At 66.0% G+C, this 21681-nt stretch carries 23 protein-coding genes and 1 pseudogene; 6 read left to right on the top strand and 18 right to left on the bottom strand.

Translation table 11 applies throughout. The features are described from left to right. Positions 1-1270: amino acid permease (locus NP3_RS01415; protein ID WP_063036949.1), on the bottom strand; the 1270-nt coding region annotated here is incomplete at its 3' end. 232 nt (positions 1271-1502) lie between these two features. Here NP3_RS01415 and NP3_RS01410 point away from each other — a divergent pair. Next, a complete protein-coding gene (locus NP3_RS01410) occupies positions 1503-2156 on the top strand; it encodes a TetR/AcrR family transcriptional regulator (protein WP_063036947.1) in 654 nt (217 codons plus the stop codon). A gap of 12 nt (positions 2157-2168) precedes the next feature. Here NP3_RS01410 and NP3_RS01405 read toward each other — a convergent pair whose 3' ends face one another. The 8 genes from NP3_RS01405 to NP3_RS01370 all read right to left on the bottom strand — a co-directional run bounded on the left by NP3_RS01405 (position 2169) and on the right by NP3_RS01370 (position 9731). Next, positions 2169-3638 (bottom strand): TerD family protein, encoded by a 1470-nt coding sequence (locus NP3_RS01405; RefSeq protein ID WP_063036945.1) that lies wholly within the window; start codon positions 3636-3638, stop codon positions 2169-2171. 28 nt (positions 3639-3666) lie between these two features. Next, positions 3667-5343: a TerD family protein gene (locus tag NP3_RS01400; RefSeq protein WP_063036959.1), complete on the bottom strand. Its 1677-nt coding sequence runs from the start codon at positions 5341-5343 to the stop codon at positions 3667-3669. Positions 5344-5407: 64 nt separating this feature from the next. Further along, entirely contained in the window at positions 5408-5938 is a 531-nt protein-coding gene (locus NP3_RS01395) for a hypothetical protein (protein WP_063036957.1), read from the bottom strand. A gap of 78 nt (positions 5939-6016) precedes the next feature. After that, complete coding sequence (locus NP3_RS01390) at positions 6017-6817, bottom strand: family 1 encapsulin nanocompartment shell protein (protein WP_063036943.1); 801 nt, start codon at positions 6815-6817, stop codon at positions 6017-6019. Continuing rightward, positions 6814-7842, bottom strand: a complete 1029-nt coding sequence (locus NP3_RS01385) for a Dyp-type peroxidase (RefSeq protein ID WP_063036941.1) — start codon at positions 7840-7842, stop codon at positions 6814-6816. The genes NP3_RS01390 and NP3_RS01385 overlap by 4 nt, the downstream gene beginning before the upstream one ends. A 60-nt stretch (positions 7843-7902) precedes the next feature. After that, a complete protein-coding gene (locus tag NP3_RS01380) occupies positions 7903-8229 on the bottom strand; it encodes a cupin domain-containing protein (RefSeq protein ID WP_040695490.1) in 327 nt (108 codons plus the stop codon). A 153-nt stretch (positions 8230-8382) separates the two neighbouring features. Further along, positions 8383-8901 (bottom strand): dihydrofolate reductase, encoded by a 519-nt coding sequence (locus NP3_RS01375; RefSeq protein ID WP_063036955.1) that lies wholly within the window; start codon positions 8899-8901, stop codon positions 8383-8385. Between the two features lie 23 nt (positions 8902-8924). After that, positions 8925-9731, bottom strand: coding sequence for a thymidylate synthase (locus NP3_RS01370; RefSeq protein ID WP_063036939.1), 807 nt, complete (start codon positions 9729-9731; stop codon positions 8925-8927). A gap of 42 nt (positions 9732-9773) precedes the next feature. Here NP3_RS01370 and cobF point away from each other — a divergent pair, with 42 nt between their 5' ends. After that, entirely contained in the window at positions 9774-10514 is a 741-nt protein-coding gene (gene cobF, locus NP3_RS01365; RefSeq protein WP_063036937.1) for a precorrin-6A synthase (deacetylating), read from the top strand. On the opposite strand, the gene NP3_RS01360 is transcribed toward cobF, so the two are convergent. Beyond that, positions 10490-11473: an Lrp/AsnC family transcriptional regulator gene (locus NP3_RS01360; RefSeq protein WP_245720754.1), complete on the bottom strand. Its 984-nt coding sequence runs from the start codon at positions 11471-11473 to the stop codon at positions 10490-10492. The two genes, cobF and NP3_RS01360, sit on opposite strands and share 25 nt — an antisense overlap. 120 nt (positions 11474-11593) lie before the next feature. On the opposite strand from NP3_RS01360, the gene NP3_RS01355 reads away from it, so the two are divergent. Together NP3_RS01355 and NP3_RS01350 are read left to right on the top strand one after the other, a co-directional pair. Then, entirely contained in the window at positions 11594-12451 is an 858-nt protein-coding gene (locus tag NP3_RS01355; protein WP_063036951.1) for an NAD(P)H-binding protein, read from the top strand. Positions 12452-12571: 120 nt separating this feature from the next. Further along, positions 12572-13441: an Fpg/Nei family DNA glycosylase gene (locus NP3_RS01350; protein WP_063036935.1), complete on the top strand. Its 870-nt coding sequence runs from the start codon at positions 12572-12574 to the stop codon at positions 13439-13441. A gap of 1 nt (position 13442) precedes the next feature. Here NP3_RS01350 and NP3_RS01345 read toward each other — a convergent pair whose 3' ends face one another. From NP3_RS01345 to NP3_RS01325, 5 genes are all read right to left on the bottom strand, one after another. After that, complete coding sequence (locus NP3_RS01345) at positions 13443-14948, bottom strand: carboxylesterase/lipase family protein (protein WP_063036933.1); 1506 nt, start codon at positions 14946-14948, stop codon at positions 13443-13445. 14 nt (positions 14949-14962) lie between these two features. Beyond that, complete coding sequence (locus NP3_RS01340; protein WP_063036931.1) at positions 14963-16393, bottom strand: dihydrolipoyl dehydrogenase family protein; 1431 nt, start codon at positions 16391-16393, stop codon at positions 14963-14965. Next, the gene (locus NP3_RS01335) at positions 16390-16635 is read right to left on the bottom strand and encodes a DUF2630 family protein (RefSeq protein WP_063036928.1); all 246 of its coding nucleotides are present in this window, start codon (positions 16633-16635) and stop codon (positions 16390-16392) included. Before NP3_RS01335 ends, NP3_RS01340 begins: the two co-directional genes overlap by 4 nt. A 177-nt stretch (positions 16636-16812) precedes the next feature. Continuing rightward, the gene (locus NP3_RS01330) at positions 16813-17019 is read right to left on the bottom strand and encodes a DUF397 domain-containing protein (RefSeq protein ID WP_063036923.1); all 207 of its coding nucleotides are present in this window, start codon (positions 17017-17019) and stop codon (positions 16813-16815) included. Further along, positions 17016-17399, bottom strand: a complete 384-nt coding sequence (locus NP3_RS01325) for a Scr1 family TA system antitoxin-like transcriptional regulator (protein WP_063036921.1) — start codon at positions 17397-17399, stop codon at positions 17016-17018. Before NP3_RS01325 ends, NP3_RS01330 begins: the two co-directional genes overlap by 4 nt. A gap of 159 nt (positions 17400-17558) precedes the next feature. Here NP3_RS01325 and NP3_RS01320 point away from each other — a divergent pair, with 159 nt between their 5' ends. Beyond that, positions 17559-18059 carry a hypothetical protein gene (locus tag NP3_RS01320; protein WP_063036919.1) on the top strand — a complete coding sequence of 167 codons (501 nt, stop codon included), beginning with the start codon at positions 17559-17561 and terminating at the stop codon, positions 18057-18059. Here NP3_RS01320 and pdxR read toward each other — a convergent pair. After that, positions 18056-19453, bottom strand: a complete 1398-nt coding sequence (gene pdxR / locus NP3_RS01315) for a MocR-like pyridoxine biosynthesis transcription factor PdxR (RefSeq protein ID WP_063036917.1) — start codon at positions 19451-19453, stop codon at positions 18056-18058. The genes NP3_RS01320 and pdxR overlap by 4 nt on opposite strands. Positions 19454-19534: 81 nt before the next feature. On the opposite strand from pdxR, the gene NP3_RS01310 reads away from it, so the two are divergent. Beyond that, positions 19535-20212: a pyridoxamine 5'-phosphate oxidase family protein gene (locus tag NP3_RS01310; protein WP_063036915.1), complete on the top strand. Its 678-nt coding sequence runs from the start codon at positions 19535-19537 to the stop codon at positions 20210-20212. Between the two features lie 79 nt (positions 20213-20291). Here NP3_RS01310 and NP3_RS01305 read toward each other — a convergent pair whose 3' ends face one another. After that, entirely contained in the window at positions 20292-21233 is a 942-nt protein-coding gene (locus NP3_RS01305) for a sigma-70 family RNA polymerase sigma factor (RefSeq protein WP_063036913.1), read from the bottom strand. 10 nt (positions 21234-21243) lie between these two features. Next, positions 21244-21681: pseudogene (locus tag NP3_RS48850) on the bottom strand (oxidoreductase); the annotation flags it as partial.

Below are 21681 nucleotides of genomic sequence, written 5' to 3'. Positions count from 1 at the left end.
AACCCTTGATCCGCCGCATCAGCAGCGGCACGGTGACCAGCAGATACGCCAGATAGAGCGTCACGATGCAGACACTGGCCAGGGTGGCGAAGATCGCCGCATTGCCGAGATTGAGCACCAGCAGCCCGATACCGAGCACGCCGATGATCACCGCGGGCAGTACCGGCGTACCGAAGCGCGGATGCACCACGGCCAGGCGACGGGCGAAGGGAAGCTTGCCGTCTCGTGCCATCGAGAACATCAACCGCGAGCCAGCGGTCTGAATTGCCAAGGTGCACACCGTGATCGCCACCGCGACGCATCCGAGCAGCACCTTGCCCGCCGGGCTGTCCAGCTTCGAGGTGAGCACATAGGCCAGGCCCTCGGTGCCCAACGAACCGTCATCCAGACTCGGCGCTGCCATCAATGCACCGAGCAGCAGCAGTCCACCGCCGAGCGCGGAGACCGAGAGCGCGGTCAGAATCGTGCGCGGCGCGACTCGCCGCGGATTCTTGGTCTCCTCGGAAAGCTCTCCGGCGGAATCGAATCCGACCATCACATAGGCGGCCATCAGGCCGGAGACGAGGAACGCCACCCAATACGGCCCGGGTGCGGCCTGATCGGTTTGCAGCACCACACCCGGCCCGCGCTCGGTGTGGGTGAAGAACAGTGCGATGATCGCCAGCACGCCGATGATCTCCACCGTGACGCCGATCGAATTGATCCGCGCCATCAGATCGATGCCGATCACATTGATCACCGTGGTGAGCACCAGCAGGATGCTGCCGAGCAGTACCGCATTGGTGGCGCCGGAGGTCGAGGTGAGCGCGGTATCGTCGCCGACGATCTGGAATCCGCTCCAGATCGATGGCAGCACCACCTGTAGTGCGATCGCGGCGGCGGCGGCCGTGACGATCTGCGCGATGACCATCATCCACCCGGCGAACCAGCCGACGACCTCGCCGCCGAGCCGACGCGACCACTGGTAGATACAGCCCGAAATCGGGTAGCGCGCAGCCAGTTCGGCGAAGTTCAGCGCGACCAGGAACTGTCCGGCGAACACGATCGGCCAGGTCCAGAAGAATGCGGCACCGCCGAACGAATAGCCGAAGCCGAAGAACTGGAAGATCGTGGTGAGGATCGAGACGAAGGAGAATCCGGCCGCGAATGAGGCATAGCGGCCGAGTTTGCGGTGGAGTACCGGCTGATAGCCGAAGCCGGCCAGGTCGGCATTGTCCTGGTTGGCGGGCGGTGGGAGGACGGGGGCGGGGGAATCGACTTTGGTGGCCATGGGGGTTCCTTCGCGAGCGGCCAATACCTATCGCATGACAGTTTTGCGTTCGCGATCGCGCTTTCGGTGTCCCTCGTGTATCGCTTCCGGGAACGCCGGTAACTTCTGCGTTGCCTGGATTTCTATCGAGTGACAGAAACCTCACATCTGGGCAATCGCCTTGGAAACATCAGACCGGTCTGATCGCTATGGCGGCGGTCGGCCGGATCGGGCGCGGTGTCAGAATGGCGTCGTGGCAAATCTCGGTCCCGGCCGTCCCCGTCTCGACCAGCGCCCCCGGCGCGGTCGGACGCCACGCGACGAGATCCTCGACGCCGCCGGAGAACTGTTCACCACCAATGGCTACGCCAATACCTCGACGCGGACGGTCGCGGATGCGGTCGGTATCCGGCAGGCCTCGCTCTACCACCACTTCGGCGCCAAGGACGACATCCTCGACGCACTGCTCGCCGAAACCATCGCAGGGCCCTTGGATCTCGCCGAACGCATACGTGAGGTGCCGGAGCCTGCGCACACCCGGTTGTACGCGCTGGCCTGGTTCGACGTGCGCCAACTGTGCGCGTCGCACTGGAATCTCGGTGCGCTCTACCTACTTCCGGAATTGCGCACCGAACGCTTCGCCGCCTTTCGGCTGCGTCGCGACGAATTGCGCAGGCACTACGAAACTTTGGCGGCGGCGGTCGCTGTCGAGGCAGGTGTGCCTGGGGCCGAGGCACTGCCGTTCCGGCTCGTGGAGACGGTGATCAACATCCGCTCGGACGAGGGCAGCGCACCCGCCCACGCCGAACGCACCATTCCCGACGCGATCATGCGCATGCTCGGCTGGTGCGGCGATCTGGACGGCCTCCGCGCCGATGCCACCGAACTCCTCCAGCGTTTGGCGTGAACCGCCTGCACGTCAGGACTTTCCGTCGACCGCAACCCACGCCATGCCCCAGCCGTAGGCCAGATCGACGCCCTGATTGAGGAAGATCGATGGATCGGTCGGGCGCGGCAGGAATACCCCCTCGCGCCGCACCACCAGCTCACCATTGATGTTCTCGATGAGCGCCAGCACCATGCGCCGTGAATCATTCGTACAACCGTCGACGCTCATTTCGATCGGTGGAGCCCCCACCGGATACAACGTCGCGGTGGCCCGCACACCGCGGAAATCCGGCGCACCCTCATACAGCGAGGCGAACACCAGGATCCTGCGGAAGTCGGCGGTGTGATCGAGATTGATATCGAGGTTCTCACCGCTCGCGCTGCCCCCGGTGCGGTCATCCTTATCGAGCAGGATGTAGGGCGAATTCTGCAGCGACCCGAAATTACCGATCGCATGAATGGTCCCCTTGGACCCGTCCTGCAGCTCCCACAGGCAGCAAAGATCAAGGTCGAGCGCATCCCCGGTCTTCCGCTTACCGAAGATGCCCTTACCCGAAGGCGAGGACCAGTTCAGATTCACCCGCATAATGCCGCGTGTGGCACCGGTCTTGGTGAGCGAGACGGCGGGGGCATCCTTGGTCAGCGAGATCTTGCTCATGTTGACCGGCGGTGCTTGCTGGGCTGAGGGCGGAGCCGCTGGCGGGGTGAAGTGTTGTGGCGGCATCTGCTGCTGCGGCTGTGCGAATTGCTGTGGCGGCGTGGGTTGTTGTGGCTGCGCGGGCTGCTGCTGCGTGAACTGATGCGACGGCGCAGGCTGTTGAGGTGGCGCGAATTGTTGCAGTGGTGCAGGCTGCTGCGGCTGGGCGAATTGTTGTGGTGGCGTGAATTGCCGTGGGGGCACGGGCTGCTGGGGCGGTGCAAATTGTTGTGCTGGTGCGGGCTGCTGCGGCTGTAGCGGCATCGGCTGTTGCGGTACCGGATCTTCGTCGACGGAGATTCCGTAATCGGTTGCCAGTCCGGCCAATCCGGAGGCGTATCCCTGGCCGACTGCGCGGAACTTCCAATTGCCCTGTCGCCGATACAGTTCTCCGAGGACGAAGGCGGTTTCGGTGGTTGCGCCCACGCTGTCGAAGCGTGCGAGTTCGGCACCGGTCGCCGAATCCACCAGTCGCACACATAAACCCTGGAACTGCCCGAAGGTTCCGCCGTCGGCGGATGCCGCGATCACGACGGTCTCGATCTCGGCTTCGACCTGAGACAGGTCGACCGACAGCACATCCAGCACCGTCGGTCCTTGCTGCTTACCCACGTAACGCACCGCGCCGGATGGATGGCCCGGCTGGTTGTAGAAGACGAAGTCGTTGTCCGAGCGCACCTTGCCACCGGCGAGCAGCAGCGCCGACGCATCGGCATCGGGCACACCAGGACTGGCCTGCCAGCCGAGTTCGACCTGAACAGTGGACGTCGGCACCGCGACATTGGCGCCCTTGATCATCGACATAGATACCCCCGCAATCGTTTTGGACGACCTAGCCTTTACCGCGTGTGGCTTTGAACTCGAAGCCCCAGTTATACATGCGCGCGATTTCGCGCACACCGCCGCCCGGATGTCCCGATGGCGGCCGGATGAAGGTACCGTCTCGACGAACGATCAACTCGCCGTTGACATTCTCGATATGCGCCAGGATCACATCGCGTGAGTTGTCCTGGCAGCCGCTGATGATCATTTCGATCGGCGGCGAGTTCAGCGGATACAGCGTGGCGGTGGACTGCACGCCCTGGAAGTTGTTCGCACCCTCGTAGATCGAGGCGAAGACCAGAATCCGGCGGAACTGCGCGGTGTGGTCGAGATTGATATCGAGATTCTCACCGGTCGTGCTGCTGCCGGTCCGGTCGTCCTGGTCGAGCCGGATGAACGGCGGGCGATCCAGCGCGCCGAACGAACGGTCCAGGGCGCGAACGGATCCGATCCGGCCGTCGGCCAGTTCGAAGAAACAGCAGAGATCGAGGTCGAGGGTGTTGGCGCGCTTGCGGCCGAACAGACCACCGCCGCCGGTCTGCGCGGTCACCCAATTCAGGTTGACCCGCATGGTGCCCGAGGTCGCACCGTGCTTGGTCAGCGAAACCGTCGGCGCGTCCTTCGTCAGCGAAACCTTGCTGAGATCGACCGGCGCGCCGGAAGCCGCAGCAGGCGGGGCGAATTGGTTGGACGCGCTCGGTGGTGGAATTGGCTGCGATGGTTGGTTCGGCGGCGCATAAGTCTGCGGTTGCTGGTCAGGCGGCGCATAGGGCTGCGGCGTTTGGTTCGGTGGAAAAGAGTTCTGCGCGTAGGGCTGCGAAGTCGGGCTCGCCGGATACGGCCGCCCCGGATTCGGCGGAAACCCGGGCGGTGCCGCGGGCGGATACTGCGGAGGTGTCGCGTGCTGCTGCTGCGGGGGCGGCGGCGTGAACTGCTGCGCCGTGGGCGGCGCCCCGAACTGCGGGGTAGGCGGCATCCCGAACTGCTGCGACGCGGGCGGCGGCGTGTGTTGCTGTGCCGCGGGCGGCGGGTACTGGTGCTGCGTATGTGGCTGCACGGGCGGCGGCGAGTACTGCGGCTGACCAGTAGCCGGTGGCGTGTACGACTGCGTCGGAGGCGGCGGGTAAGCCGATTGCCCATGCGCCTGACCCGCAGGCGCCTGCCCAGCCCCCGGATCATCGACCGAAATCCCGAAATCGGTAGCCAGCCCGGCCAACCCGGTCGCATATCCCTGACCAACCGCCCGGAACTTCCACGCCCCTTGCCGTCGATACAACTCCCCGAGCACGAACGCCGTCTCGGTGCTCGCCCCCGTACTGTCGAAACGCGCCGCCTCCGCACCGCTCACCGCATCGAGCACCCGCACATAAAGCCCTTGGAACTGCCCGAATGTGCCGCCATCCGCGGATGCCGCGATCACAATCGTGTCGATCTGCGCTTCGACCTGCGCCAGATTCACCGACAACGTGTCGATGACCGTCGGTCCCGGCCGCTTCCCTTCGTGTCGCACCGCGCCGGACGGATGATTCGGCTGATTGTAGAAGACGAAGTCGTTATCCGACCGCACCTTCCCGGAGACGAGTAACAGCGCGGACGCATCCGCATCCGGAACCCCTGGACCTGACTGCCACCCCAGCTCGACGCGGACTGAAGACATCGGCACCGCAACGTTGGCGCCCTTCATCATCGACACATCCGCCAAGGTATACGACCTGGGCGCGCCCTGTCTCGGTCACCGCGAACCCCTGCTATCAGCGGGTGGGCGGCGCGATCTGCCAATGTTGTTGCAGCGCACCGGCGATCTCCGGCAGTACCGTGACCGGCACGCGCTTGCGCCGCAACATGGCCCGAATCTCGTTGACCTGCTCACGTTTGCGCATGTCGTAGGCCCCGGCGACCGGCCGCCGCACCGGCGGGATGGACAGCAGCACGAGTTCGCCGTGCCGCTCGTCGCCGCCGATCAGATCCAGCGCCAGCGACCAGCGGGCCCGCTCGTCGAGCGCGAATCGTCCGGCCACCACCCGCTCCCAGTCGATACTGGATTCCCGCCACGGTGTGCGCTGGTAGATCGCCCCTTCGGTGAGCACGACGACATCGCGCCCGAACAGCGCGACCAGCAGCGCGATTCCGGCGACCGCACCGGCCAGCAGACCGGTGAAGATCCGGTTGACCCCGAATCCGGTCACGATCGCACCGCAGACCAGCACGGTGGCCGCGATCCCGAACATCCCGTACAGCATCGCCCGCCCGGTCGGAACCACACCCGCGCGCACCATCGTCATCTCGACCTCCTGCATACCGCACCCCAACCTAGCCGGTCGGTTTACTGCTGGCTTCCCGATGCGGGCGGGTCCCAGATATCAGGACGCCAATGCGACGGCCGCCTCGCCGGTGTAGACGAGGAACTGCAGACTCTGCTGGAAGTAGAGCTGCACCGATTGCGCGTCATGGGTCTGGTAGCCGATGGACAGGTCCTGGCCGAGTTGCAGATCGAAATCGCCGCCGCGCGTGGTCAGTACGAACGCACCGTCGATGGCCGGGGCCCAGATGATCTCGCCCTCCGGGATGAGGCGTTCGATATGGGTGCGGATCGGGTGACCGTGATCGGAGGTCTCGCTGACCGCCGTGTACAGATCCGCGCTCAACAGCACCGAATACGGACCGTCGACGCCTGCCAACCGCAGCGCGCTCAACGCCTGGGCGACCGACTCCGGCACCAGTCGCGGATCGCTGGGCAGCGTAATCGGCGAATTGGACGAACTCGCCCGAATGCCGGTGATATTCGCGGCCTGATAGCCCTCGAAGATGGCCCGGTCCTCGGCGAAGGCGATCTTGCGCGCGGCCTCTTTCACCGCATCCAGATCGGTGTCCTGCGCGCCACGCTCGACATCGTCGAGTTCTTCGCGCGACAACGTGAACGGCACGCGCAATTCGACCAGCGGCGCGACCACCCGCTGCCGGGCCTGTACCCCCTCATCCGGTGCTGTGATGACGGTGGTGCGGCCGAGGCCGACCGCGGAGTAGTCGGTGCCGTGCGGCCCGGACAGGTCGACCACCCGGCGACCGGCGATATGACGCTTGAAGGTGCGCGTCGCCTCTTGCTCGATGGCTGTCCATGCCTCGGCGGTGATCGGCGCGAGTTCGCGATGGAGGTTGTTCATGATTGCATGCTCCTTTTCAACGTGCCGATACCCAGAGAACCGTTACTGCCAACACGATTCGGCGATAAAGATTCCGCGAGCGCTGTCGCGGCGACCTCGGGTGCGTCGGGGAGGTCGTCGAAGAAGTCGAGGGGCGGTGCGAAGAACAGCGTGCCGGTCACCGCGATGGAGAAGTCCAGGATCCGGTCATAGGCCGCCTCCTCGGTTCCGATGAACATCCGGGTGAGCATGGTTTCGGTGATGCTCGGCGTGGCCGCGTAGGCGACGTAATAGGTGCCGAATTCGCCGTCCTTGACGCTGCCGAAGGGCATATTGGCGCGCAGGATCTTTCGCTCGGTGCCGTCGTCGTCGGTGACGGTGTTCACCGCGACATGCGAATTCGCGGGCTTATCCGCATCGGAGAGTTCGAAATCGTCGAGTTTGGTGCGTCCGATCACCCGCTCCTGCTCCTCGATCGACAGCGCCCGCCACTCGGCCATGGGGTGCAGGTACTTCTGCACGATGACATAACTGCCGCCCGTGAAGTCCGGATCCTCATCGCCGACGAAGGCCGCGCTGAAGGCCGCGGAGCCCTCCGGGTTCTCCGTGCCGTCCACGAAGCCGAGCAGATCGCGCTGCTCGAAATACCGGAACCCGACAGTCTGATCGACGATGGTGACCGCGCCGTCGAGCCGGTCGCCGATCGTCATCGCCAATTCGAAGCAGGCGTCCTGGAATTCGGATTTGATGTGGAAGAGCAGATCGCCCGGCGTGGTCGGCGCGCTGTGGTGCTCGCCCGCGAATTCGGGCAGCACATGCAGTTCGGCCGGTCGTGGGCCCGTGAAGAGGCGATCCCACGCGTCGGACCCGATCGATGCGACGCAGGTGAGCCCGGCGCCGGGCAGCCGGAAACCGACCGAACGACGTAATCCGGGGAGATCGGCGAGCAGGTCGCGCACCGCCGCTTCGCCACCCTCGTCGATTGTGGCGACAAGGAAGATGGCGGCCGGTGTGAGCGGTTCGAGGATCGGCTGCGGCTCACCCATGCGCTCCACCCTAGAGGGCGGCTCCGACAAACCGGCCACGCAGTGCGGCCCCGTCGGCTCCTACTTGGCGACTGTCAGCAGGAACGCGACATCGTCCACGGCCTTGACGCTGTGCCGTGCCTTCGGCACGACCAGCAGGTCTCCGGCCGACCCCTTCCACTCGTTGGTGCCGCTGATCAAGGTCAGTGTGCCGCTGAGCACCAGCAGCGTGGATTCGCCCGCGTTGTCGTGTTCGGCCAGGCTCTGGCCTGCCGACAGGCCGACCACGGTCTGCCGCAGCGCATTGGCATGACCGCCGTAGATGGTTTGCGAACTGCGCCCGCTCGTGGCGGTGCTGGCCAACTTGAGCTGTTGGCGCGCGACCGCAGTCAGCGATTTCTTGTCCATGGACCACCTTCCGCAGATGCAATCAGCCGGATCAGGGCTGGTGACACGGGCTGATATCCAGGAGTATGCCCGAATGGCGGGTGACGTGTGTCCGGTTTGGTCGCCGTGGCGGTATGCGGCGTGTTCGCCGCCGATCGGTGCTCGAAAGTCGAACTACTTGCGGGTGTAGCGACGAATCCGGAAGCGCAGGCCGGTCTTCGATTCGTGCCACGGGTCCGTGTCGTCGGCGTGCCATTCGGGGCCGATGGCGGGTGCGTAGGCGTCGCCATCGACGGCGGTGTCCACCTCGGTGACGAGCAGGTCGGTCGCGAAATCCATGGCGGCTCGGTAGATTTCGCCGCCGCCGATGATCCAGACGTCCTCCGGCGCGGTCACGGCCATAGCTTCGGACAGCGATGCGGCGCGTTCAGCACCCGCGCCCGACCAGTCCGGCTGCCGGGTCACCACGATATTGCGGCGACCGTCGAGCGGGCGGAATCGAGGCGGCAGGGAATCCCAGGTGCGCCGACCCATGACGACCGGATGCCCCATGGTGACGGCCTTGAAATTCGCCATATCCTCGGGCACGCGCCAGGGGATGGTGTTCTCGAAGCCGATCACCCCGTCCGGAGTCTGCGCCCAGATCAAACCGATGGTGCGGTCGCGCCCTCTCGCCCGACCACAACCCCCCATCGAATCGCTGTGCGATGCCGCATTCATACCGCAACCGGCGCCTTGATCGCCGGATGGTGTTGGTAACCGACCACTTCCACGTCCTCGTAGACGTAATCGAACAGCGTCGGCGCGGGCCGCAGGTTCAAGGTGGGGAACGGGTAGGGCTGTCTGGTCAGCTGCTCGGTGACCTGCTCGACGTGGTTGTCGTAGATATGGCAATCGCCGCCGGTCCAGATGAATTCACCGGGTTCCAGCTCGGTCTGTTGCGCGACCATGTGCGTGAGCAGGGCATAACTGGCGATATTGAACGGCACGCCGAGGAAAAGGTCCGCGCTGCGCTGATAGAGCTGGCAGGACAGCTTGCCGTCGGCCACATAGAACTGGAAGAACGCGTGGCACGGCGCCAATGCCATCTTGTCGAGGTCGGCCACATTCCAGGCCGAGACGATGATGCGCCGGGAATCCGGATTGGTGCGCAGGGTGTGCAGCACTTCGGCGATCTGGTCGATATGGGTGCCGTTGGGGGTGGGCCATGATCGCCACTGCACACCGTAGACCGGGCCGAGTTCGCCGTGGCGATCCGCCCACTCGTCCCAGATGGTGACGCCGTGTTCGTGCAGCCAGGCCACATTCGAATCGCCGCGCAGGAACCACAGCAATTCGTAGACGATCGACTTCAGATGCACCTTTTTGGTGGTGATCAGCGGAAAGCCCGCGGCGAGGTCGTAGCGCAGCTGATGGCCGAAGACGCTGCGGGTGCCGGTGCCGGTGCGATCCGCCTTCGCGGTGCCGGACTCCAGGACCGAGCGCAGCAGGTCCTCGTACTGGGTATCAGCATTGTTGGCCACGCCTGGCGAGCTTACCCATGTCGTGCCTGGCAAGCTCGAGCCATGCGCAAGCTCTACGTGATCGGCATCGGTGCCGGGGATCCGGACCAGGTGACGGTCCAGGCGATCAAGGCAATGCGGCAGGTCGAGGTGTTCTTCGTGATCGGCAAGGGGGCCGAGAAACAGGAACTGGTCGACGTGCGCACCTCGATCCTGACCGAACACCTCGATCACCCGTACCGCATCGTGGAGATCGCCGATCCGCCGCGTGATCGCGATCCCGCCGACTATCAGGGCGTTGTCGAGGATTGGCACGATCGCCGTTCGGCGCTGCTGGAGCATGAGTTCGCGCAGGTCGACGGTGTCGGCGGCATCCTCGTCTGGGGCGATCCCTCGCTCTACGACAGCACGCTGCGCATGATCGAGCGGGTGCTGGATCGCGGTGCCCAGAGCTTCGATTACGAGGTCGTTCCCGGCATCACCAGCGTGCAGGCCTTGGCCGCTCGGCATCGGATGGTGCTGCATCGCATCGGCGAGCCGGTGCACGTCACCACTGGACGTCGGTTGCGCGAGGACGGACTCAGCGGCTCGACCGTGGTGATGCTGGACGGTGACTGTTCGTTCACGGAGGTGCCCGGCGACGACGTGCACATCTGGTGGGGCGCGTATCTGGGGATGCCCGACGAGACGCTGATCGAAGGACCGCTGCGTGCGGTCGAGCAGGAGATCGTCGAGCGGCGCACTCGGTTACGTGCCGAAAAGGGTTGGATCATGGACGTCTACCTCCTGCGTCCGGGCTCCTGATGCGAGACGGCCTTCACGGTGGCGAGGACGGGTGTGGTCTCCAACGTATGAATGGCCTCGAATGCGCCGAGGCGCTGGGTGAGGTAGTGGTGTAAAGCCTCGGGGTCCGAGCACATGGCTTGCGCGACAAGGTTTGTCGGACCGGTGGTGGCGGCGACGAAGGCCAATTCTTCGTGCTCGGCCAGTGCGGTTGCGACGCGATCGAGCTGCGACGGTGCCACCGACATCCACAGCAGCGCTTGGGTGGTGGCGCCGAAGCGAGCATCGTCGAGTTCGACATTGAAGAAGATCGCCTGTGCCGCTTGTAGTTCCGTGAGCCGACGGGTGACGGTGGCTTGGGACCAGCCCGTCGCCGTGGCGAGGTTGGCCAAGGTCGCTCGGCCGTCTTGTTGCAGGGCGTTCAGAAGCGCGGCATCGGAGTCCGCGAGGCCGCGCCGGGGTGTGGGCCCGGATCGGTTCGGCGCCAATTGTTTTCGTTGCTGTTCGGTCAGTGCGGTGACATGGCCGCGCCATGCGGTCGGTCCGCCGAGGTAGGTGTGCAGAACGTAGTGCGCGGAGACGGCGGTAATGCCTGCGGCTCGGGGGAGGTCCCGCAGCAGTATCGAGCGGGCGCCCTCACCGCGCGGAATATTGACTACCAGAAGGATTTCCGTGCCACCGGAGATGAGTTTGACCCATGACGTGTCGGGGCGGCGCGCCAGCGAATTCGCGAGGTTCTGGCCGGTGGCCGTCGTGGTGGTGAGGCGCACCAACCACTGGGTGTGTGCGGCGTGGCTCGGATCCGCGAGGCCGACCACGCGCAGTCCGGCCGTGACGCGCAGGCGTTGGTAGCGGCGGGTGACGGTCTGGGTAGAGACGCCCAAGACCGCCGCGATCTTGCTGAACGGTGCGCGGCCGTCGATGTGCAGGGCGTGGATCAGGCCGCGGTCTACGTCGTCGAGCATGGAAATATCTTTCATATTTGCGCTTGATATGGAAAGTATCTGTTGATCTTCGTTGGTTGATGGTGAATTTCGGCGCGTCTGCCGAAGGTGGACTTCGCCTCGGGCCGCTCGGCCCGGCAGACGAAGGAGAAGTCGATGATTCTGGTGACTGGAGCGACCGGAACCGTAGGCCGTGAGTTGGTCGGCCAGTTGCTTGCGCAGGATGTTCCGATGCGGGCGGTGACCCGGCGGCCCGAACTCGCCGGACTGCCCGACGGCATCGAGGTGGTACGCGCGGACCTGGGCGATCCCGACAGCCTCACCGAGGCGTTGCGTGGTGTCGATCGGGTGTTCCTGTTGTCCAGCGGCCCCGAAATCCCCACGCACGATGCGAATCTCGCGCAAGCCGCAGCCCGTGCGGGCGTTCGGCACATCGTCAAGTTGTCATCCGGCCGTACCGGTGACGACACCGCGACCGATCCGATTCCCACCTGGCACCGCGCCGGAGAACAGGCGGTCCGCGACAGTGGAGTCCCGTGGACCATGGTGCGCCCCTTGGGATTCATGGCCAACGCGCTGCACTGGGCCGGTTCGATTCGCGATCACGGCGCGGTCTACGCCCCGTTCGGCCAGGGCCGCATCGCGGTCGTCGACCCGCACGACATCGCCGCCGTCGCCGCTGCGGCACTCACCACCGACGGCCACGAGGGCGAGATCTACACCCTGAGCGGCCCGCAGCCGCTGTCCCCCGGCGAGCAGACCGAAATCCTCGCCGACGTACTGGGCCGCCCGTTGCGCTACGTCGAAGTGGAACCCGCCACCGCCCGCCAGTCGATCATCGACCACGGCGTCCCCGACGAAATGGCCGACGCGATCATGGCCCTACGCGCCACCGCCCTAGAAGCCTTCACCTCCGCCATACACCCCACCGTCGAGCAAATCACCAGAACCCCACCCCAAACCTTCCACACCTGGGCCGACAACCACCGCCCCCACTTCACCCCCGCCACCTAACGCCCGCCCGGCGATCAAGATCAGGTGGAATCCATGGCGGCATCGCCCGAGAAGCCCCCGCCACCATATCCACCTGATCTTGATCTGTCCGTGTCGGTGGGGCCGGGTAGCGTGAGGGGCGTGCCTGAGCTACCGGAAGTGGAGGCGTTGGCGCAGTTCCTGCGGGAGCACGCGGTCGGCGCTGTGGTGGGGCGTGTCGATGTGGCGGCCTTGAGTGCGGTCAAGACGTTCGATCCGCCGGTTACGGCGCTGTCCGGGCGCGATGTGTCCGGGGCGGGCCGGTGGGGGAAGTTTCTCGGGATGGAGTGCGACGGGCTCTGGTTGATCACCCATCTGTCGCGCGGCGGATGGTTGCGATGGATCGATGAGCCGAGCCAGACGCCACCCAAACCGGGCGGCAAGAGCCCGCTCGCGCTACGGGTGCACTTCTTCACCCAGGAGGGCATGACGCCCGCATTCGACCTGACCGAGGCGGGCACCAAGAAACGCCTCGCGGTGTACATCGTCGACGATCCGAAACTCGTGCCCGGCATCTCGCGCCTCGGCCCGGACGCACTCGAGGTGACCGAGGAGCAATTCGGCGAGATCCTGCACGGCGCATCGCAACGCATCAAGACCGCGATCGTCGACCAGACCCTGCTCGCCGGAATCGGTAATGCCTACTCCGACGAGATTCTGCACACCGCCGAGATCTCACCTTTCGCCAACACCAAAACCATGTCGGCGGAGACCATTTCGGTGCTCTACGAGGCCATGCGTTCGGTGCTCGCCGACGCCGTGCAGCGCTCGGTCGGCCAGGACGCCGCCCGCCTCAAGGGCGAAAAGCGTTCCGGCATGCGGGTACACGCCCGCACCGGCCTGCCCTGCCCGGTGTGCGGCGACACCGTCCGTGAGGTCTCCTACGCCGAGCGTTCCTTCCAGTACTGCCCGACCTGCCAGACCGGCGGCAAGGTACTCGCGGACCGTCGCATGTCGCGCCTGCTGAAGTAGGTCAGATCAACGTGGGCACCCGGATGCCTTGCCAGGCAATACGTTTGGCCTTGTCCGGATCATTCTCCAACCGGGTGATCTCATCGATGATCAGCGTTGTCCGCCGGTCTTCGGTATAGGCGGGCCAGGAGGGGAGTGGCCGCCCGGTCCGCGCGAATGCGAGCCAATTGTCCTGGAACTGCCGAGTGACCGACAGCATCCCCCGCCGCCCGCCCGCTGCCGTGAAGGCGCGGCCGATCGGCGAATTGGCGGCACCGAAGACCGGGATCAGCTCCGTGGCATGGGTCGCGCCGATCCTCGCGAGGCGCAGTGTGCGCGGAGCGAAATCGTAACGGTAGGAATAGGTCGGTGCGTAGCGACTGTGACCCGCCGCCACGGTCACCGAAGGTCGCCAGAACACATAGTCTCCACCGGCACGAACGGCGGCCTTCGCATCCGGATAGCCGGGATAGACTGCGATAACGCGGGATTCGAGTTCCGCGCCACCGGCACGGGTGAGCAAGGAATGCAGGCGATCCGGGGTGGTCGGCAGTTCATCGCCGAACCGCGCGAACAATGTGCCCTCATCGCGATTGGTACCGATGATGAGCGGAACCTGATGTGCGGCACCGCCGGTAATCGCATCGATCGGGGACTGCGGCAGATATTCGCCGTCCACGACCGGCGCGATCGGAAACAGCCCGGGCCGCTCCCGCAGTACCTTGTCGCTGGTCTTGTCGACCGCGCGCCGAATATCGTTGGCACCGGCGGTGATCAGTGCTTCGGCTGCGGTATCGGGTGTGGCTCCGAGCGCGTCTATACATCGTCGGGCGAACGCGCGCCCATCCTCTGCGCTCATACCCCAATCGGCGGGCGGACTTTGTGCGATGCCGCGATGGAACAGTCCCTTGGCGGCCGGTGTGGCCAGCAGGGAGAGCACCGCATGGGCACCCGCGGATTCGCCGAAAATGGTGACATTGCCGGGATCTCCGCCGAACGCTGCGATATTGCGCTGCACCCACGCCAACGCCGCGACCTGATCGCGCAGTCCGAGGTTGCTGTCGAAAGCTCGCTCGGACGTGCTGAATTCGCCGAAATCGACGTAACCGAACGCACCGAGCCGGTAGTTCAGCGACACCACGATCACATCGCCGCCGACCACCAGTCGCGCACCGGAATACAGACCGAGCGCCGAGGTGCCGATCAGATACCCGCCGCCGTGAATGAACACCATGACCGGCCGGGGTGTCGACGATGGTTCGATCGGCGCGACGACATTGAGTGTCAGAGCATCTTCACTGGTCGGCTGATACCGGCGCGGCCCGATCCTCGCACCGGACCGATGCTGCATCGCGGCGAACCCGAATGCGGTGGCCTCGCGGACACCGGTCCATGGCGTCACCGGCTGCGGTGCGCGAAATCGCAGGTCGCCGACCGGAGGGGCGGCATAGGGCAGGGAGCGCCAACGCAGGACGCGACGGCCGCGGTAACCGCGGACAACTCCGTCGGCGGTCGTGATATCGGACATCTTTCCGATGGTAACTACGAGCGGCGGGCCTCCAACAGACGCAACCAGAGCTCGCTCACCGTCGGATAGGCTGGCACTGCGTGCCATAACGTCGCGAGCGGCACCTTGCCGACCACGGCAACGGTCGCCGCGTGGATCAACTCGCCGACCTCCGGTCCGACGAAAGTGGCCCCGAGCAGCGTGTCGGTCGCGGTATCGATGACGATCTTCGCCCGCCCCGCGTAATCGTCACGGGCCAGCGCCGATCCGGCGACCGCGATATCGAGCTCTACGATTTCCACCGCATAGCCCGCTTTACGCGCCGCCGCCTCGATCTGCCCGACGGACGCGACCTCCGGTGCGGTGAATACCACCTGCGGCACCTGCCCGTGGTCGGCCGTCGCCGCGTATCGCGCATCCGTCAGCGCGCGCCCCTCGGCCCGTGCGGCGATGACATCACCGCACACCCTGGCGTGGTACTTCCCCATATGTGTAAGCGCCGCACGGTGATTCACGTCGCCGACCGCATAAAGCCAGTCGCCGTCGACGCCGCGCACCGTCAACCGGTCGTCCACCTCGACATAGCCGTCCGGCAGCCCGACCGAGCCGAGGCCGAGTTCCGCCGTCGCCGGTCCGCGCCCGGCGGCGACCAAGATCTCGTCGGCCTCGATCTCGTCATCGCCGATCTCGACGGTCACCACACCGCCGTGGATCCAGCCCTCGCCGGAGTCCTTCGCATCGGCGCGCACCACCCGTGTGGGTTGGGTGCCGAACAGAACCCGAACACCGGCATCGGACAGCGCCGCAGCAACGCGTTCCCCCGCGAACGGTTCGGCATTGCCCAGCAACGCATCGCCGCGGACAAGCATGGTGACCTCACTCGCGCCCAGCGCGGCGAGCCAGGTTGCCGCCTCACACGCGACCACACCACCGCCGATGATCACCACCCGGCGCGGAACCTCGTGCAGATTGGTCGCATCGCGGGAAATCCACGGCAGCGCATCGCGCAATCCGGGCACATCGGGAACCGCGGCCTTGGTGCCGGTGGCCAGCACCACCGCGTGCCGGGCGCGCAGCTGTCGGCCGCCGACCTCGACCAATCGCTCGCCCGCGAGCCGTCCCGTGCCGCGGATCACCTCGATGCGATTGTCGTTGGCCCAGTCGACCTGCGAGCTGTCGTCGTGCTTGTGCGTGAAGGTATCGCGCCGCTTCAAGACCGCGTCGACATCGAGCCCGCTCGCGGTGATTCCGGCCATTGCCTTGGCGCCGGACAACACGTGGGCCGGTCGCAGCAGCGCCTTACTGGGCATACATGCCCAATACGAACATTCACCGCCGACCAGTTCCCGTTCCACGATCACGGCGGTGCGCTCGCTGCCCGCGATGGCGTAGGCGGCGGCGTTCTCGCCCGCGGGCCCACCACCGATCACGATGACGTCGTATTCGGCGGCGGAATCGGAGGTCACTGGAGGTAACCCTCGACCTGACGGGCCGGGTTCTCCTGCGCCTCCTCGGGCGTGGCCCCGGCGTCGATGCGCGCCCGGCGCTGCCGCAGCAGATCCCACGCCTGATCGAGCATTACTTCGAGTGCGGCGAGCTGCTGCCGCTCGGTTACCGGATCGACCGCACCCGCCGTCGCCCTGGACCGCAAATCATGCTCGCGATCGACCAGATTTTTGATACGCGCCAGGATGTCCTGTTCGGTCATGGGGACCATGCTACGACCGCGTCGGCTGGGTCACGGTCCTTCGGGAATCGGCCCGGTGCTGATCGGCGCCGTAGCGGCTGGTTCCGCGTGCACGAAAATGGCCCGATCCGAATCGTTCGGACCGGGCCTGATGCTTTTCTCGCGGGACTACGCGCGATCGAAAAGTTCTCGCGGGGACTACGCGCGGTCGAATCCGCCGTCGGACACGCCAGCGGTGAAGGCGTCCCATTCGCCGGGGGTGAAGACGAGTGCGGGGCCAGCTGGGTTCTTGGAGTCGCGGACCCCGACCAACCCGCCGTCGAGATGCGCGACTTCGACGCAGTCGCTTCCTCCCGCGCTATAGGTGCTCTTGAACCAGAGCGCTCCGGACAGGTCATTACTCACGGTGCGTACTCCTCCGCTGCCTGCCGCAACTGGCGCTTGCTGTCTGGCACGTCCAACGCTACCCGCTGGATCACGTCGAATGCAGACCGATACCGCCGCACAGACTTGGGGCGCTCGAGATAGATGTCCCCGGTGTAACTTTCGACAACGACGACCGGAGGTTCTAGCGGATGCCCCCGATCATCGGCTGCGAAGTCCACGATCGGAAACGGCCCTGTCGATATGCCGAGCGGAAAGCCACGCGCGGAAGGGGGCACGTTAGGTCGAAGGTCCGCCAGGTGGCGGAGCTGTGCGGACATTACCTTCTTGCCGCCGACAACCCGCCGAAGGACCGCTTCATCGAGCACCAGATCGACCCTCAGCGGGGCGAGGTCTCGCATGATGAGCGACTGCCTGTTCCGGCGCACACGGACGCGCCCACAGCTCGCGGTCTGCTGCGATGTGCCGACCGAGGCGATCGAGCGCTATCTCGAAGCTCTCCTGATGTAGGCAGTTCCCGAATAGTCCAGTAGCGCAGCGACGTCGGGTGTGAGGCGGCGATGAACCCGAATCTGTTGCGTACCAAGCAGATTCCTGCGGGGAAGGTCGCGGTGTGGCAGCTGGTCGATCGTGCGGCCCGCATACTGCGTGTTCAGCTCACCGGCGAGGCGTTCACCGCGTATCGCATGCCGTCGCGGACGCCGCTGCCCGGCGCGCAGCCGGGAACGATCATGTTCGACGCCGATCCCGATCTGGTCGACGCCCGGGAGTTGCTGCCCCAGCACGCCGATTTGTGGGACGCGGTCCGCGAGGAGTACTGGGCCGTTCTGCTGATATGGCGAACCTTCCGGCCTCACGATCGACAAAGACGGATGGCCCCGACGACCATGGGGAAAAGTAGCCGCGCCCAAGCTGTTCTTACGCACCGAGGAGCCGGAGCTCCGTTGAACGCAGTCGAATGGTGGTCGCCCACGCCGCATTCGACCGCCACATCACTACGCTCGCCGAGCAGCCGGAGTGGGTGGCGCAGCAATTTGGCCAACTCTGGGAGAGGGCGCTAGGGCTGGGTAAGGCATTCTCCGGCAATCGGAATCGCGGTACGCAGCTCGGTCCAGCTCAATGCTGTGTAGCCGAGGGCGATGCCGAAGGTGTGCGGTCCAACGGCCGCGGCGAGTGGATGTTGTTGTGCCACAAGGTGATGGCGGGACAGTCCGTCCAGTGCCACACCGCGCGCTCGGCCCGCTGCCATCGCACGCTGTTCGGCTTCGGCCGAAACCAATGGCACCACCACGTGTGAACCGGCATCGTCGCCGAGTACTTCGAGTCCGCGGCGGCGCAGCTCGTCCACGACCAGGGCGCGGCGTGGGGGTACCGCGCGGCGCAGTCGGCGCAGGTGTCTCGCGAGATCGCCGTGCTCGGCGAATGCGGCGAGTACTCGCTGGCCCGCGGGGCTCGGCCCGGTACCGGTTCGTTCGCGATGCGCGACAACGGCTTCGGTGATATCGGGGGCGGCAACGAGCCAGCCGACACCCAAGGTCGGCGAGAGGATCTTGCTCGTGGTGCCGAGATGGACGACAACGTCCGGCGCCATAGCGGCGAGTAGCGGCAAAGGAGCAGTGTCATAACGCAATTCGCCGTCGTAGTCGTCCTCGATTATGGGTAGACCAGCGCGCCTGGCGAATTCGACAAGTTGTACGCGCCGAGCCGCTTGCATGCGCGTGCCGAGTGGAAATTGATGTGCCGGAGTGCAATACACGGCCTTGATGCGGTCGGGCAGTCGGTCGACTCGCAGGCCGTCGGCATCGAGCGGCACCGGTAGTACCCGGACCCCGGCCGCGACGAACGCGCCCGCGGCACGTTGATAGCCCGGATCTTCCATGGCAATGGCATCGCCGGGGCGCATGAGGGCGGCCGCGAGTTCGCCTACGGCCGAACTGGTTCCGGCTGTCGCGAGCACCACGGACTTACTGCCCGCACCGAGGCCACGGTGGCGCAGCAGGTGTTCGGCGACCGCGGCGCGATATTCCGGTTCGCCGCCGCGATTCTTGCGGATGATGGGGGAGTCGTCGGCGGCCGCGCGCCAGGCACGTCGCCAGGCTGCCTGGTCGAGGGCCTCGACGCAGGGCGCGCCGGGGCCGAGATCGAGCAGGTCGGGCGCGTGCTCGGCGGTGCCGTGTGCGCTCGGTCGTGCGGGCGGTTCGGCGGGGGCGGTGGTCAGGTAGGTGCCCGAGCCGCGGCGGCCCGCGATCCAGCCCTCGGCGTGCAGTTGGTCATAGGCCGCGGCGACCACCGTGCGGCTCACGCCGAGGCGCTGGGCCAGCGCTCGCGACGAGGGGAGTCGATCGTCCGCGCGCAGGAGTCCGTTGCTCGCCGCGGCGCGCAGCCCTTCCGCGACCTGAACCGATAAAGGCTGCTCAGCCTCGCGGTCGAGGACGAGCGGAAGTTCCTCCAGCATCGCGCACCTCCCGAATTGGACTGTTCGAATTTCTATGAATTGGCTATTTCAGAATGCCACTTCCGGCTCCACGCTAGAGGTATGACGAACTCTCGGCCGCCGCTTTCGCCTACCCCACGTACCACCTTGACACGTTCCAAGGAGCGTGGCCGGACCGATCGGGCCGAACTCGATGCGGTCCTCGACGCGGGCCTGGTCTGCCACCTCGGCGTGCTGCTCGGCGACAGTCCGGTGGTGCTCCCGACCGTCTACGGCCGCGAAGGCGACATGCTGTACCTGCACGGCTCGACCGGAGCCGGAAACCTGCGGGCAGCACTGACCGGCGATATCTCCATCGCCGTCACCCTGGTCGACGGCATCGTCTACGCCCGCTCGGCCATGCACTTCTCCGCCAACTTCCGCTCGGCCGTAGTGCGCGGCCGTGCCATCGAACTCACCGATCCCGATGACCGCATGCGCGCGCTGCGGGTCATCGTCGAACACTCCGCCCCGGGTGCGTGGGGTCGTGTGCGGCAGCCGAACAAAAAGGAAATGGCCGCCACCATGGTCTTGGCCCTCGACCTGACCGAAGCATCGGTGAAGGTCCGAACCGGCGGCCCCAAAGACGATGTCGCCGATATCGAAACCGGCGGCGTCTGGGCAGGCGTCCTGCCCTTGCGTCAAGTCTGGGACGCCCCGATCTCCTCGGGCGATCTGGAACCGGGCATCGAGATACCACAGGACGTACTCGATCGAACCGATGTCGTCCCCGCCCGCTGACCCGACCTGTCCCGGCTCAGTGAAGCTGGCGCGAACCGGAATCAACGGACGAACGTGAGATCGACTGTCGGACAGCCGGTTACCACGATTCGATGAGTGGGACGTCATGCTCGCGCCGCCGCCATTCCTCGTTGAGGCGACCCAGCCGGTCCGGGGAGGCGATGCCGCGCACGTCTGCGATCTTGTCGTCGCGGATCTCCAGGATCACGACGCCCAGGACCCGCTCGTCGAGCGTGGCGAGCATGGCTGGGCAGCCGTTGACCACGACGGCATGGATCGAGGGCGAGCCACCGGCGAGTCTTCGCTTCGCCGGAGATGGTTTGAAGCCGGTCCGCACGGCGCTCGCGATCCGCTCGGGGGTCGAGTACCGGATCAGCTTCTTGGCGGGCCCCAGCCCGGCGCCGTCGGAAATGCCGGTCGCGTCATCGGTCAGCAGCGCCACCAGCCGTTCGGTCCGGCCCGAGGAGGCGGCGTCGACGAACGCCTCGACGATTCGACGCGCGGAGGCACGGTCGATGTCATTGCCGCTGCTGGCGGCGGCGATTCGACGCCGTGCTCGGTGGACGTGTTGCTGACTCCCGGACTCGGTGATGCCGAGAATCTCGGCTATCTCGGCGTGGCTGTACGCAAAGGCCTCGTGCAGCACATAAGCGGCTCGTTCGACCGGCGACAGACGCTCCATGAGCGTCAGCACCGCCATGGTCACCGATTCGCGCTGCTCGACGGTGTCGGCCGGGCCGAGCATCGGGTCGCCGTCGAGCAGCGGTTCGGGCAGCCAGGCGCCGACCGCGCGTTCGCGCCGCACCTTCGCCGAGCGGAGCCGGTCGAGCGCCAGATTGGTGACGATCTTGGTCAGCCATGCCTCCGGCAGTTCGACGTACTCCCGGTCGGCGGCCTGCCACCGCAGGAACGCGTCCTGCACCGTGTCCTCGGCGTCGGCGGCCGAGCCGAGCAGACGGTAGGCGAGCGAGGCCAGTCGATTCCGGCTGGCCTCGAAACGCGCCACGGTGGCAGTGTCCATGAGCGCGACTCTATGCGGCGACCACGGCGGCCGAGTGCTCTCCGGTGCTGGCCAAGCGGTACCTGTGACTCGGCATTCCGAAGGTCGGGTGGCTCAGGCTCCAAGCGGAAGTGTCCAGGATTGCCTTCTTGACGCGCGCGGCCGTCCGGCCACACAGGGCCCACGACTTCGATCGCGCGTCACCGTCGACCAGCTGGAAGATCGCGTCCTTGCGGCCGAGGCTGATGTGGTTGCCGACATACGACAGCGAGGTCGTCGAGATCTTGCGCCCGGTCAGGTCTCCGATGATCGCGGCCGTCGCCTGCATGCTGGTGAATCCCGCGGAAGCACACGACATCGGCAACGGCCGACCGTTCTCGCCGATGACGAAGGCGCTGTCACCGGCAACGTAGACATCCGCGTGCGAGATCGACCGCATCTGCCGGTCGACCGTGATCTGGCCGTTGGC

Source organism: Nocardia pseudovaccinii NBRC 100343 (assembly GCF_001613225.1).
Classification (GTDB): Bacteria; Actinomycetota; Actinomycetes; order Mycobacteriales; family Mycobacteriaceae; genus Nocardia; species Nocardia pseudovaccinii.
The sequence above is the reverse complement of the archived record's forward strand: the minus strand, read 5'-3'. Positions and strand labels throughout refer to the sequence as shown.

Excerpts from the sequence above, each read along its gene's own strand:
- NP3_RS01320 (WP_063036919.1), top strand. The coding sequence starts at position 17,559 with ATGAACCCGAATCTGTTGCGTACCAAGCAGATTCCTGCGGGGAAGGTC.
- NP3_RS01310 (WP_063036915.1), top strand. The coding sequence starts at position 19,535 with ATGACGAACTCTCGGCCGCCGCTTTCGCCTACCCCACGTACCACCTTG.
- NP3_RS01360 (WP_245720754.1), bottom strand. The coding sequence starts at position 11,473 with ATGAAAGATATTTCCATGCTCGACGACGTAGACCGCGGCCTGATCCAC.
- NP3_RS01390 (WP_063036943.1), bottom strand. The coding sequence starts at position 6,817 with ATGAACAACCTCCATCGCGAACTCGCGCCGATCACCGCCGAGGCATGG.
- NP3_RS01305 (WP_063036913.1), bottom strand. The coding sequence starts at position 21,233 with ATGGACACTGCCACCGTGGCGCGTTTCGAGGCCAGCCGGAATCGACTG.
- pdxR (WP_063036917.1), bottom strand. The coding sequence starts at position 19,453 with ATGCTGGAGGAACTTCCGCTCGTCCTCGACCGCGAGGCTGAGCAGCCT.
- NP3_RS01400 (WP_063036959.1), bottom strand. The coding sequence starts at position 5,343 with ATGATGAAGGGCGCCAACGTTGCGGTGCCGATGTCTTCAGTCCGCGTC.
- NP3_RS01380 (WP_040695490.1), bottom strand. The coding sequence starts at position 8,229 with ATGGACAAGAAATCGCTGACTGCGGTCGCGCGCCAACAGCTCAAGTTG.
- NP3_RS01385 (WP_063036941.1), bottom strand. The coding sequence starts at position 7,842 with ATGGGTGAGCCGCAGCCGATCCTCGAACCGCTCACACCGGCCGCCATC.
- NP3_RS01335 (WP_063036928.1), bottom strand. The coding sequence starts at position 16,635 with ATGACCGAACAGGACATCCTGGCGCGTATCAAAAATCTGGTCGATCGC.
- NP3_RS01375 (WP_063036955.1), bottom strand. The coding sequence starts at position 8,901 with ATGGGGGGTTGTGGTCGGGCGAGAGGGCGCGACCGCACCATCGGTTTG.
- NP3_RS01355 (WP_063036951.1), top strand. The coding sequence starts at position 11,594 with ATGATTCTGGTGACTGGAGCGACCGGAACCGTAGGCCGTGAGTTGGTC.
- NP3_RS01325 (WP_063036921.1), bottom strand. The coding sequence starts at position 17,399 with ATGCGAGACCTCGCCCCGCTGAGGGTCGATCTGGTGCTCGATGAAGCG.
- NP3_RS01345 (WP_063036933.1), bottom strand. The coding sequence starts at position 14,948 with ATGTCCGATATCACGACCGCCGACGGAGTTGTCCGCGGTTACCGCGGC.
- NP3_RS01405 (WP_063036945.1), bottom strand. The coding sequence starts at position 3,638 with ATGTCGATGATCAAGGGCGCCAATGTCGCGGTGCCGACGTCCACTGTT.
- NP3_RS01395 (WP_063036957.1), bottom strand. The coding sequence starts at position 5,938 with ATGACGATGGTGCGCGCGGGTGTGGTTCCGACCGGGCGGGCGATGCTG.
- cobF (WP_063036937.1), top strand. The coding sequence starts at position 9,774 with ATGCGCAAGCTCTACGTGATCGGCATCGGTGCCGGGGATCCGGACCAG.